We start from the raw sequence: 13,663 nt of genomic DNA on the forward strand, positions 1-13,663 counted from the left end.
GCCAAATCGATATGGGTTCTGCACCTAAAGGTTCTACATATGTAGAGCTCGATAGCGGTGTGCCACTCATAGCTGGCGCAGCAGACTATGGCGATGTATTTCCTCGACCAAAGAAAGCAACACTTGAACCTACAAAGCTATGTAAAAAAGGCGACATCATAATTTGTGTTCGAGCTACGATTGGTGATTTGAACTGGGCGGATAAAGAATATTGCCTCGGGCGCGGTGTTGCGGGGCTTAGAGTCCATGATGAAAAGTTAGACTCAAAATACTTATGGTACTTTATCGCATCAATTGAAGATGAATTATATCGAAATTCAACGGGTTCGACCTTTCCTCAAATAAATAAGAAAGTAATCGAATCACTTGAAATCCCACTCCCTCCACTAGAAACCCAAAAGCAAATCGCAGCGGTGCTAGAAGAAGCTGACCAACTGCGTAAAGACTGTCAACAAATGGAACAAGAGCTAAACAGCCTCGCTCAGTCAGTGTTTATTGATATGTTTGGTGATCCGGTGACGAATCCTAAGGGGTGGGATGTTGGAATCATTGGCGAAATGCTGTCATCTGCGAACTACGGTACGTCTGAAAAATCCTCTACTGAAAAGAAAAAATTTCCAGTTCTAAGAATGAATAACATTACCTATGAAGGTAATTGGGACTTCTCTGCTTTGAAATACATGGATATGAGTAAGGAAGATGAAAATAAGTACTTAGTTAAAAGTGGAGATATCTTGTTCAATCGAACAAACAGCAAGGAATTGGTTGGTAAAACTGCGGTTTATAGAGAGGTTAGCTCTATGGCTTATGCTGGTTATTTAGTCCGAGCTCGCTGTAATGAATTAGCTCATCCAGACTATATTTCTTCTTTTATGAACTCGAAATACGGGAAAAAGACTCTCCAGTCAATGTGTAAAAGTATTGTTGGAATGGCCAATATTAACGCTAAAGAATTCCAGAAAATCAAAATTGCAAAGCCTCCAGTAGAGTTACAAGAAAAGTTTGCAATAAGAGTTGCCGCTATAAGAACTAAGGTTGCTGACGTTAAGCAGCTAGAAGCTGAGTATAACTTGTTATTCAACGCTCTCATGCAAAAAGCCTTCAAAGGCGAGCTAGACCTATAACGAATATTAAAAGAACAATGATGTAAAAAGGAAACTCAATGTCAGATACGGTTAACGGTTCAACGAGCAACTTCGGCTTTATGGATGTTGCCCTTAACGGTGGCAACGATGTGTACACCACGCGTTGCGCCGAGATTCAAACTCGTGCCCAAAATGCGGAAAGCAACATCAAAACCGATCCTCGTATTGCAGGCTTTTATGCCCGCAATGCATTGGAGTTAATGGTTGAAACCGTGTTTGACATTGATAATTGGCTTACTCGTCCACGTCATGATGCGACGTTAATGTCGCTTATTCATGATAAGGACTTTAAGCAAAATTTAGAAACTCACTTGTTTCCCAAGCTCAAGCTGGTGATCCAAGTGGGTAACGAAGCGGTACACAGTAAAACGACGCTGCCACAGCGTGATGCCCTACAAGCGGTAAAAGAGCTGCACCATGTGCTGTATTGGTTTATTCGTACCTATACACCCAACCTAGACCGTAAACAGTTTGTAGTTCAACCGTTTGATGAAGCGCTTATTCCACAACAAGTCTCAATTGATGCCACAGTTGCGACCAAAGCTCTGAGCAGCATTAAACGGGTTAAAGAGCTAGAGAAGCAGCTAGAGCAAGACGACAAAATCGAGCGTGAAGCCTACTTACAGCAACTTAAAGAGAACGAAACGTTAAAAGCGGCAAACCAAGCATTACTTGAGCAGATAGAGCAAGCTAAACAAAGTGCTGAAAAAGTCACCGATGCGCACGACTATAACGAGGAAGAAACTCGAACTTATCTTATCGATGTACTTCTACACGAAGCTGGCTGGAAGCTAGAGCATAAACGTGACCGTGAATACCCTGTATCAGGTATGCCTATCTCAAAGGTCAACCCTAAAGGAAACGGTTTTGTCGATTATGTACTCTGGGGAGATGACGGCACAGCTTTAGCGGTGGTGGAGGCAAAACGAGCTAACATCAGTCCAGAAGAAGGTAAGCGACAAGCTGAACTATATGCTAATTGTCTAGCAGAGCAATGTGGTTTGCGCCCAGTTATCTTCTACACCAATGGCTATGATACCCATCTGTGGGATGATCATTTATACCCGCCGCGTCAAGTTCAAGGCTTTTACACCAAAGCCGAACTTGAGCTTATGGTGAAGCGCCGCACCGATCGTAAACCTTTCTTTGAAAATGGTATGCCTAACAGTAATCTTGTTATTAATAACGAGATCACCAACCGTCACTATCAAAAATCAGCCATTACTAAACTATTACAAGACTTTGAGCTAGAGCATGAGCGCAAAGGGTTATTTGTAATGGCAACGGGTACGGGTAAAACGCGTACCGTGATCAGCCTTGTTGATTTGTTGGTGAAAAACGATTGGGTTAAGAACGTTCTGTTCCTTGCCGACCGTAACGCATTGCTTACCCAAGCTAAGAAGAACTTCGTTAAGCTACTGCCTCGTGTAAGCTGCTCTATTTTGGATTCAGGTCAAAGTAAGAACAACATCGACAGCCGTTTGTATTTCTCTACTTATCCAACCATGAAGAATCTATTAGATCGTGGTTCAGATGAACGCCCGTTTGGTGTCGGTCATTTTGATTTGATTATTGTTGATGAAGCGCACCGCTCAGTCTATTCCAAGTATCGCCAAATTTTTGAGTATTTTGACGGCTTCTTAGTGGGCTTAACCGCGACACCAAAAGATGAAGTCGAAAAAGATACTTATGGCATTTTCGAACTACAAAAAGGGATGCCAACCTACGCTTATGAAGACGATAAAGCGTATGACCAAGGCTACCTTGTACCACCGACCAAAATCTCTGTTGCGACTAAGTTTTTACGTGAAGGCGTGAAGTACAAAGATCTGTCAGACGAAGAGCAGGAAGAGTGGGAAAACAAAGCCGAACTCGAAGATCGCGACGAAGTGTTGCCATCAGAAGTGAATAAGTTTTTGTTTAACGAAGATACTGCAGAAAAAATGTTTGCTCAGTTAATGAGTAAAGATGATCGAGGTGGTATCCATGTTGAAGGTGGCGATGTCATCGGTAAAACCATCGTCTTTGCAGCCAATAATGATCACGCCGTTTTCCTTGAGAAAATGTTCAACAAGAACTATCCGAAATGGACAGGCAAGCTTGCTCGCGTCATTACCTTCAAAGAAACCTACGCACAAAGCCTAATCGATGAGTTCGGTGGCGATGAAAACAAAATTGATGAGTTCGACCCGAAGAACCCAACCTGCCGTATCGCAATTTCTGTAGATATGTTGGATACCGGTATTGACGTGCCGGAAGTGGTTAACCTTGTGTTCTTCAAAGTGATCCGTTCTAAAGTGAAATTCACACAGATGATTGGCCGTGGCACACGTTTGTGTAAAGACCTCTTTGGTCCAAATGACGACAAAAAGACTTTCAAGGTCTTCGATTACTGTCAGAACTTTGAGTATTTCGATGCTAACCCCGAAGGCATAGCTGTGGGTGTAGCAAAACCCGTGACTCAACAGGTATTCGAGAAGCGCGTTCTATTTAGTACGTTGCTCAATAACAAGCTAACTAATGAAGAGTTTCGCGAACAACACCCAGAAGACTGTGAACGTTATACAGAGCTAAACCGTTATCAACTAGACATGTTGCACCACCTTGTGAGTGGCATGAATCTCGATAACTTTATCGTAAGACCAAAGCGCCAAGCAGTAGAGCCTTTCTTAGAAAGAGACCATTGGGACAATATTGACGATACCAAGTTTACCGAGCTAGAGAGCCAAATCTCTGCGCTACCAACTGAAGCTGAAGCGTTTAATTCCGATGAGCAACTTAATCACTTATCACACCGCTTCGATAGCTTGGTGTTAACCATGCAATTGGACCTGTTAGAGAAAGGTATGTTGTCGGAAACAAGCCGCGGACGAGTGGTTGAATTTGCTGAGCAGCTTGAAGCGAAATCGACGATTCCGGCAGTACAAGCGCAGCTGCAACTTATCCAAGATATTCAGACCCAAGAGTTTTGGCAGGATATCCACTTAGTCACGCTAGAAGAGTTACGACGTAAGTTGCGAAATCTAATGTTCGCGTTGGACAAAGATAAAAAAGAGATGGTGTACACCAACTTTGAAGACGAAGTTCAAGGTGTCCATGACGTGACAAATGTGTACAAGAATCCAAGCGTTGATTTAGCCCAGTATCGCAAGAAAATTGAGCTCTATATTCAAGACCACCAAGATCAGCTAACGATTCAAAAGCTCAAGCGCAATAAATCCATCACTCAAGCCGATTTAGACGTCCTAGAAGGCTTATTACTGGATGCAAGCGGTATGAGCGACGTGGAAGCTTACCGTGAGAAGATCTTACAAGAGAAGCCGCTAGGCACGTTTATCCGTGAACTCATAGGTTTAGACATGAATGCAGCCAAAGAAGCATTCAGTAGCTTCCTTGATGCAGAGTCTTACAACGCTGAACAGATTCAATTCGTCGATAAAGTGATCGATTACTTAGTTAATAACGGCATTCTCGATATGTCACAACTCTTCGAGCCACCATTTACTGATAACCATGGTGAAAGCGCTTATGGCTTCTTCGATGAAGGCACCGTGGTAGAGCTGTTTGGAGTGATTCGCAAGGTGAATGCGAATGCTGTGGTTGAAGAGAGTAAGAGTGCTTAGAGAATCTGTATGAGATTGTAGATAAATGGCCTGTGATTTTTTGAAGTTTTTAAGAATGTTCTTGACTGTAAATGGTGGAAATTTAGGTGAATGATACTGTACCAATGGCCCTTTTGAGCGAGACTGATATCTTAATACGGGCAGCGCGTTTAGTCGATAGAGATGAAATTACGTTGGCTGTTAAGTTATTAGAGCAAGCACATAGCGAAAAACCTCGTTCAGAAAGGCTACTTAGTATCTTAAGCAATCTCCACCACAAACTTGGAAACTATGCCAAAGCAAAGGAATTTACCGAAGCGGCTTTTTATGACTTATCACCTTCTGCTATGCACTCTGAAATGGAATTGCCTAATGAAAGTGATGTTTCTTTTTTGGCGGATAAATCAAGTGAGCTAGTGGATGTTGAGTACAATTTTGAAAGCTCTGGTACTCAACCAATAAAATCACCCAGAAAAACTTTGAGCTTAAACAGAAAGGTGAATAACTCATCTGATGAATCGGAAGTTAAAATATATCATCGTTCTAAGAAAAAAAATGTTCTTCTTAAGCCCTTAAATCTGGCGGATGAAGCCGACCTTCCCGTCAACTCTTCATCATCTATAAAGCAAGTCGGAATTGACATACCAAAACCCTGCACGAAGAGCCTCGAACTGCAAAGTGGAAAATCGCTGAGCCCAGCAGAGGATTTAGATGATTATGTAGTGGAAGATCTAGATGGATTTTTCGAACAATTAAATGAAGAAGATACGAATGATGATATAGCGAGTGATATCTATAGTTATGCAGAAGAAGTAATTCCAGAAGATGAATTATTTGTAACTGATAATAACGAGTTAGAGCTTTATGACTTGTGGGTTGATGATGAGCAAGTTAATGATGACAATGCAGGAAATAGTGCTTTAGAGAACAGCCTGACTTTTGAGGAGCGAGCTCGTTTTGTTGCTGTAGACTGTATTATTGAGTTTGGTTGGCATGCCAGAGAGTTACCATTTTTGGTCGATGTATTTAGTGGACCTGGTTGGCATAATACAAAAGTTGCACTATCAAGAGAAGTTCAGTCTGGGGCAACAGTAGAAGAATTAGAGTTGGCCTTTGAAGTTAAGACATTTTGGAAGGATAGTTCACGATATTGGATTACGTTTTCAAAAGCGTGGGTTAGCGGAGAGAGTGCAGGTTCAACCTATAAACATTGTAGTTGGAAACAAGCTTTACGCTTAGTTCGTTTGTTTAATGGCGTTCCAACGTTTGAAGAAATATATGATTTCTTAGAAACTGAATTTGAGTATTGGTACGCGCATACTATTTTGAGGCGCTGTTTCCCTGCTTTTAATCACTATTTATTTAGTTATCGACTCCATAGCCGAAATATTGATTCGATGTTTGGCGGTTTTGCTGTCCCCGAGTTTTTTGACGGTTTAAATACAATATCGTCCCACCTACCTCACTCGGATGAAATGTTATCACTTAAAGATATGGGTATTGATTTAGCGAATAAATTTGTGAGTAAAAACTCGTTTGTGAGTGATGATTATACGGATGACTATTTGTTAGAGCTATGGAACCAAAAGGCATAGATAGAGCTAAGAGGAAAAGACCATGCATGTTCAAAAGAGGCTCAAGCCCGTCAGAGGTTGCTGGGTGTTACACGAAAAGTTTGGTCGCGGTCTTGTGCGCCAAGTTTTGGATAATATTGACGGAGTTACATTAAAGGTTGGTTGGCAAAATCGTGAGTATGGTCAGACACTCGTTTCAGCTTCATCTGTAGGTTCTGGTTTTATGGTAGGTATGGAGGTGCAGCATGTTCCTGCGTCTAAAGTAGAGTCATGTCTAGAAGAAGGGATTGTACTCAAAATAAAAGAAATTGCGGGCTTCCATCAGGTTCTAGTTAATTTTTCTGAATCGTCAATTACTCGCTGGTTGCCATTTGAGCGGCTGTCTTGGATTAAAGGTGTAGAACATCGGTTTTGTACTAATGACTTTGGTGACTTAATTACACCGGTAAGATTTAAGTTAAAAGTCCTCGCGCACGCTATTGAGAATTGGAATGAAAATACAGGGTCGTTATCACGGTTAGACATTGATCCTTTGCCGCATCAAGTACATTTGGTTCACCATATCCTAGCTTCTGGTCACCTCAATTGGATGATTGCCGATGATGTTGGTCTAGGCAAAACTATAGAAACGGGAATGTTACTAAAGGCTCTAGAGCAAAGAGGACAAGCTGAGCGTGTCCTATTAGTTACACCAGCAGGATTGACTTCTCAGTGGAAAGAAGAACTCCATAATAAATTTGGCTTGAGCGAATTCCGAATATATGGCGAGAACTTCAATATCGATGAAGGGCGAGAATGGGGTATGTACAAACACGTGATAGGTTCAATTGATAGGTTCAAAGAAGAGCATCATTTAGAAAAGTTATTGCGTGCAGAGCCTTGGGATCTTGTTATTTTTGACGAAGCTCATCGCCTTAGTCGAAGACAGTATGGGATGAAATATGATGCCTCGAATCGATTCCAACTTGCTAATTTTTTGAGGGCTAAAACAAAAGCTATGGTGCTATTAAGTGCTACCCCTCACCAGGGCAAACCTGACAAGTTTCAAAGCTTATTGATGTTACTAAATCCAGATAGAAAAGAAGAAATTGAGACATTGGCACTGAATCCTGAAATTCTGTCTGAGATGATTATTAGAAATAATAAATCGGATGTGACCGATTTAGAAGGTAATTTTATCTTTAAAGGTAAAACCACAAAAGCAATACGAGTTACGCACGACAAAGCCTTGAAAGATTTTGATTGTTCACTTCAATCCTATCTGAGAAAAGGTTACCAAACAGCTAGTGAGATGGGGCAAACAGGTAATGCAATCGGATTTGTTATGACTGTATACCGAAAGCTAGCAGCATCCAGTGCAAAAGCGATTAATAAAGCACTACACAATAGGAAACGTAGGCTTGTTGAAGAGGCTCAATCAGTAGGCGTTGATGACGACCTATTGGTGCAGGATGAACGTTACTTTGGCGAAGCAGAAGAGCTACAGTTGCAAACTACACAAGGAAAAGAATTCTTTGACGGTGAGCTAGAACAGCTGAATATTCTGATTGCGGAGAGTGAACAAGTACTTATAACGGATCCCAAACTGAAGGAATTTAAAGAGGTTTTGATCCCATCAATACTCGCAAACCACAAGTCAGAGAAAATCTTGATATTTACAGAGTATCGCTCAACACAAGACTACCTAAAGACAGCCCTTGAAGAACATTATGGCGATGGCTGTGTGAATTTGATTAATGGTTCTATGAAACATCCGGTCCGCCGAGAAGCTATCAGAAACTTTGAAGATGCAGGGCAGTTCTTAATTTCAACGGAAGCCGGTGGTGAAGGTATTAACCTTCAAGACAAGTGTCATATTATGATTAATTATGATTTGCCTTGGAACCCCATGAGATTGGTACAACGCATTGGTCGCTTATATCGCTATGGTCAAAAACACCGTGTAGTAGTTTTTAACCTTTATTCTCCTGAGTCAATGGATGATCAAATAATGGATCTGATGCACGAAAGAATTGAACAAGTTGTAGGTGACTTATCTTCATTGAGTGGGGAATACAATGAGCGTTTGAGTGATGACATAATGGGAGAAGTCGCGGACCTTGTCGATGTGGGAGACATACTGCTAGAAGCTACAAGCGACGGTATAACTCGCACAAGAGAGCGCATCGAAGAAGCGTTAGAAAAAGCCAAAAATTCAGCAAGTAAACAGCGTGAGCTATTCGAATATGCCGCAGGGTTTGATCCTAAAGAGGTAAAAGAAGAGCTAAATATTACATCGGAACATGTGATGTTTTTTACGCAAGGAATGTTTGACTTATTGGATATAGAAGTTGTAGATAAGACCCATAAAAACCTTATATGGCAAATTAAACTAAATGACGCTATTGCAACGGATTTAGGGGTAAGGAGAACTAGGTGGCAGATTACGTTTGACCGTACTCTTCATGCGAGTCGTGGAAATTGCGAGATGATGGATCTCGATAACTTTATTTTCAAGTATTTACTTAAAAAAGCTAAGTCGTATGAGTTTGGTGGACTAACAGCCTCCATTGGCAAGTCGTCTCTGCTAGAAGGTGCTGTAATATGTTCATATTTAAGGTGGCAAAACTCTCTTGGTCTGAGGCAGCGACAAGAGTTAGTGGCTATCCAAGTTAGCCAGGATAAAGAGGTTACATTGAACACTCAAGATTTCTGCAACTGGCTGAAAGATGACGGTATTTCATATTTTGAGAGGAATAAACAGGACTTAAAGGACTTGTTTCAAGTTGCCCAAATTAAAAGTTCAGAGGTGTTAAAGGCTAAGTCGAATCAGTTACTTCACCCTGAAAGTATTGCTCCCATTGCGGCCGCATTATTTCATAAGTAATTTTTGACTTACGAGGACGTTACCTCTTTAGAGTTTATTAAAGTTCACAATTTGGCTCCATAGAATTTGAATTATTCGGATTAACGGTAATACTAAAACTTAGAAATTCTAAGTTTTAGTGGTGGCGTGTGAAAACGGACATTCAACTTTACCCTGACGAATCGCTCGAAAGCTTCTTGTTGCGCTTATCGCAAGAACAAGGCTACGAGCGATTTTCTCATTTCGCCGAAGATATCTGGTTCGACACTATGGATCTGCATGGAGCGATTGCTGGTGCTTTCCCCTTAGAGCTCAACCGAGTCAATATCTACCACGCTCAAACCACAAGCCAAATGCGGGTGCGGGTTCTTATTCATCTTGAGAACCAATTAAAGCTCAATAACTTTGGTGTATTGCGCCTAGCGTTATCACATTCAAAAGCTCAATTCTCTCCGCAATACAAAGCTGTTCATAGATTTGGTGTTGACTATCCTTATGCTTTTCTTCGTAAGCGCTTCACGCCTATTTGCCCCCTATGTATTGGCGAAGCTCCCTACATTCATCAGCAGTGGCAATTTATCTCTCACCAAGCTTGTGAACATCATGGCTGTAAGCTGATTCATCACTGCCCTGAGTGTAAGTCGAGGCTTGAATACCAAAGTACAGAGAGTATTAGCCAATGTGAATGTGGTTTTGAACTCCGAAACTCGCCAGTCGAAGGTGCTCCAGACGCTGAGACCTTGGTCGCCCGCTGGTTGTCAGGAAGTGATTCAAAACCCTTGGGATTGCTGAAGGCAGAAATGACCATCTCTGAGCGCTACGGTTTTTTACTGTGGTATGTAGATCGCTATGGTGATATCGATGACCTCAGTCTTGAGTCATTCATTGAATATTGTGGCGCTTGGCCAATGTCATTGTGGCAAGACCTCGATGCTTTGAAAGAGAAGGCAGAACTCGTTCGAGTCAAAGATTGGAAGAAGGTATTTTTCAATGAAGCCTTTGGTGCTCTGCTTAAAGATTGCCGTCAGTTACCCAGTCGGCAGCTGAGTCACAATATCGTACTTACTCAGGTGTTAGCTTACTTTACAAAGCTAGTGGCAACAGTGCCCTCAAGTGCCAAAGGAAATATCGGTGATGTACTGCTCAGCCCCTTAGAAGCTTCTACATTGCTCTCTGGCACAACGGATGAAGTGTATCGGTTGTATGAATTTGGTGAGATTAAAGCCGCTGTCAGGCCGCGAATGCATACAAAGATAGCGAGTCACGAGTCGGCGTTTACTTTACGAAGTGTCATCGAAACAAAGCTGACTAGAATGAGCTCTGAAAGTGATGGTTTAAGTGTGTATCTACCTGAGTGGTAATTATGACGAAATTAAGTGACTTATTAGCAATCGAAGACGAGGCAGTAAAGCAGATTACGTTAAAGAAGATGTTCATGCCTTATACGAAAGATGTCTGTGTTGAAGGATTTGAAAAAGAAGCGTTAACGATCTTGCTTAATCTCAGTTCAAGCCATCAATCAGACAGATGTTCTGACTGGTTGGATGTTGCCCGTGCTAAGAGGCATTTAAAAGCGGCTGAGAACTTAGAAGCTTCCCTTGATGAAATCAAATGGTTCCACACTCATAATCTCAAGTTTCCAGACTGCCGAGTTAAAGATCAGCGGATAATTGCACAACCTCTTGCTACAACCGAGGCGCTTATCTCAAGCTCAGTATTAGAGCAAAGCTTGGGGTGGGGGCATAACTCCGCGGTGTATCGCCATACATTGTGGTTATTGAATCCTTTCCGCTGGCAATCACAGTCCGTGAGTCTTCTTTCACTTGTTCAGCAAGAAACCCCTGTTTGGGTTGAGCTGCTCAAAGAATTTGGTTTAGGTGCTAATTCACTTGCTCGCTTAAAACATACAATTGAAGAACAACTTCCTGAAAATAGTTTTCCTGACAGTGTCAGCACTTACAGCAAGCAACTGCGGTTTCCATGGGGGGATGATTATGTTTCGGTGACCCCAGTGGTCAGTCATGCCATCCAAAGAGAGTTAGAAGTGAGATCGAGAAGTCGAGAAAGTAAGCTCAGCTTTGTGTCTTCGTCACTGCCGAATTCTGCAAGTATCGGGAATCTGTGTGGCAGTTTAGGTGGGCATATGAAAGTTCTAAACTACCCGCTAGACGTCAAACCAGCGCAGGGTGGGACGTTAACTGAAAGTCGCAAAAAGAGTGGCCACTACTTTGATGACTATCAGGTAACTAACGCTAAAAGTTGTCAGGTGTTAAATCATCTAATTGGTTCAGAGCCATCAAAAACACAGAAGCAAAGAGAGATCGCTCGTAAGGTTAGAAGTAAGATATTGCGAAAGCAGATAGCCCTGTGGATGCTTCCATTAATTGAGTTAAGAGATATCGTTGATGCTGACTCTAATCAACAGCAATTGGAACATGATGACACTTTAGCTCAAGCCTTTTTGGCGCTACCAGAATCGGATCTAGGCTCTTTAGCTAATGAGTTTAACCGTCGCTTGCATCTCACGTTTCAGAATAATAGGTATGCCGCAAAGTTTGCCTATCATCCTAAGCTTATGCAGGTCGCCAAAGCCCAAATTGTATGGGTACTTGAACAACTTAGTAAACCAAATGGCAATGAAGATAAGGTAGCGGGTGAGCAGTATATCTATTTGTCATCAATGAGAGTGCAAGATGCGGTCGCAATGAGTAGCCCATATCTGTGTGGTGCTCCTTCTTTGACGGCTATTTGGGGTTTTATGCACCGGTATCAAAGAGAGTTTAACAAGCTAGTTAATTGTGATTCCCCGTTTGAGTTTTCGAGTTTCTCTTTTTATGTTCGAAGTGAGAACATTCAACCGACGGCCAAGCTTACCGAACCCAACTCAGTCGCTAAAGCACGAACGGTTTCTAACGCGAAGCGACCAACTATTCGTAGTGAACGATTGGCAGACCTAGAAATAGACCTAGTTATCAGAGTCCATAGTGACAGCCGAATTTCAGATTTTAAGTCCGCACTTAAAACGGCACTTCCCGTCGCTTTCGCCGGAGGGGCATTATACCAACCACAGCTCTCGACGCAGGTTGAGTGGCTTAAGACGTTTACCAGCAGGAGTGAGCTTTTCCATGTCATAAAAGGGTTACCAGCATACGGGCGATGGTTGTACCCAAGAGAAAATCAGCCGAGTGATTTTGATGAGCTAGAACGTTTAATTACTAAAGACGCTGATAACTTGCCAGTTTCCATCGGCTACCATTTGTTAGAACGTCCAACTAAACGGGGCAACTCAATCACCAGTTGTCACGCTTATGCAGAGAACGCGATAGGGCTTGCTCAGCGAGTCAACCCGATAGAAGTGCGTTTTAGTGGAAGAGATCACTTTTTAAACCATGCCTTTTGGTCGATAGAATGCAGTAGCGAAACTATTCTTATAAAAAACTATAGGGATTAATCGTTTATGGAACTTTGCACTCAGCTGAACTACGTTCGATCACTCTCTGCTGGCAAAGCATATTTCTACTATCTATCCAAAAGTGGTGAGATGTGTCCCCTTGAAATTGATAGAACTAGGCTGCGCGCACCAAAAGGTGGTTATGCAGAAGCGTATAAAGGGGGCCAGTTCGTAAAAAAGAATGTTGCTCCACAAGACTTAGCTTACTCCAATCCTCAGTTCATCGAAGAGTGTTACGTAAAGCCGGGTGTAGATGATATCTACTGTGCATTCCCCCTTCGAATTCGAGCAAATTCTCTAACCCCAGATATCTGTAGTGACGATGAAGTGCGCAGTAAACTTTCGTTACTGGCTAATACTTATAAAGAGCTCAATGGGTATCAGGAACTTGCTCTACGATACGCGAAGAACATTCTGCTTGGTACTTGGCTTTGGAGAAACAGAGAGTGTCGAAAATTGTCGATAGAAGTGACCACTAGTGATTCACAAACCTTGATTGTAGAAAACGCAACAAGGCTTTCTTGGTATGGTCATTGGGATGAAGCGTCAGCAGAATGCCTAGAAAAACTTACCGCTTATTTGATGCGAGCTCTGGCTGACCCAACCGAATATTTCTATATGGATGTCAAAGCTAAAATTGGAGTTGGTTGGGGAGATGAGGTTTACCCAAGCCAAGAGTTTTTAGATAGCCGAGAAGATGGTGTTCCTACTAAGCAGTTAGCTACCGTAGAATTCTTGAACGGAAAGGAAACTGTTGCGTTTCATGGTCAAAAAGTTGGAGCCGCGTTGCAATCGATTGACGATTGGTGGCATGAAAACGCAGATAAACCATTAAGAGTGAACGAATATGGGGCAGATCGAGAATACGTGATAGCAAGGCGACACGTGTCCCATGGAAATGACTTCTATCAACTACTCAGAAATACAGAGAGCTGGATTGAAAGTATGACAGCTTCTCAAGTCATCCCAAATGATGTGCACTTCATCATGTCTGTCTTGATCAAAGGCGGCCTCTTCAATTGTTCCAAGGCGAAGTAAGGAATAAT

At 42.1% G+C, this 13,663-nt stretch carries 7 protein-coding genes; all 7 read left to right on the forward strand.

Annotated features, from left to right (window positions below; translation table 11 throughout):
- Positions 1-11: 11 nt before the first annotated feature.
- The 7 genes from ITG09_05330 to csy3 all read left to right on the forward strand — a co-directional run bounded on the left by ITG09_05330 (position 12) and on the right by csy3 (position 13,655).
- Positions 12-1,124, forward strand: coding sequence for a restriction endonuclease subunit S (locus tag ITG09_05330; GenBank protein ID UPR53049.1), 1,113 nt, complete (start codon positions 12-14; stop codon positions 1,122-1,124).
- 38 nt (positions 1,125-1,162) lie between these two features.
- Positions 1,163-4,768 carry a DEAD/DEAH box helicase family protein gene (locus ITG09_05335; GenBank protein ID UPR53050.1) on the forward strand — a complete coding sequence of 1,202 codons (3,606 nt, stop codon included), beginning with the start codon at positions 1,163-1,165 and terminating at the stop codon, positions 4,766-4,768.
- Positions 4,769-4,854: 86 nt separating this feature from the next.
- Positions 4,855-6,342, forward strand: coding sequence for a tetratricopeptide repeat protein (locus ITG09_05340; GenBank protein ID UPR53051.1), 1,488 nt, complete (start codon positions 4,855-4,857; stop codon positions 6,340-6,342).
- Positions 6,343-6,364: 22 nt separating this feature from the next.
- Positions 6,365-9,187, forward strand: a complete 2,823-nt coding sequence (locus ITG09_05345; protein UPR53052.1) for a DEAD/DEAH box helicase — start codon at positions 6,365-6,367, stop codon at positions 9,185-9,187.
- Positions 9,188-9,315: 128 nt separating this feature from the next.
- A complete protein-coding gene (locus ITG09_05350) occupies positions 9,316-10,527 on the forward strand; it encodes a TniQ family protein (protein ID UPR53053.1) in 1,212 nt (403 codons plus the stop codon).
- Between the two features lie 2 nt (positions 10,528-10,529).
- Entirely contained in the window at positions 10,530-12,617 is a 2,088-nt protein-coding gene (locus tag ITG09_05355) for a hypothetical protein (protein UPR53054.1), read from the forward strand.
- Positions 12,618-12,623: 6 nt separating this feature from the next.
- Positions 12,624-13,655 carry a type I-F CRISPR-associated protein Csy3 gene (gene csy3 / locus ITG09_05360; protein ID UPR53055.1) on the forward strand — a complete coding sequence of 344 codons (1,032 nt, stop codon included), beginning with the start codon at positions 12,624-12,626 and terminating at the stop codon, positions 13,653-13,655.
- The last annotated feature ends 8 nt before the right edge of the window (positions 13,656-13,663 follow it).

Source organism: Vibrio cyclitrophicus (genome assembly GCA_023206055.1).
Classification (GTDB): Bacteria; Pseudomonadota; Gammaproteobacteria; order Enterobacterales; family Vibrionaceae; genus Vibrio; species Vibrio cyclitrophicus_A.

Bases quoted from the DNA above. Each gene is read 5' to 3' on its own strand.
- ITG09_05330 (UPR53049.1), top strand. From the start codon at position 12: ATGGGTTCTGCACCTAAAGGTTCTACATATGTAGAGCTCGATAGCGGT.
- ITG09_05335 (UPR53050.1), top strand. From the start codon at position 1,163: ATGTCAGATACGGTTAACGGTTCAACGAGCAACTTCGGCTTTATGGAT.
- ITG09_05345 (UPR53052.1), top strand. From the start codon at position 6,365: ATGCATGTTCAAAAGAGGCTCAAGCCCGTCAGAGGTTGCTGGGTGTTA.
- ITG09_05355 (UPR53054.1), top strand. From the start codon at position 10,530: ATGACGAAATTAAGTGACTTATTAGCAATCGAAGACGAGGCAGTAAAG.
- csy3 (UPR53055.1), top strand. From the start codon at position 12,624: ATGGAACTTTGCACTCAGCTGAACTACGTTCGATCACTCTCTGCTGGC.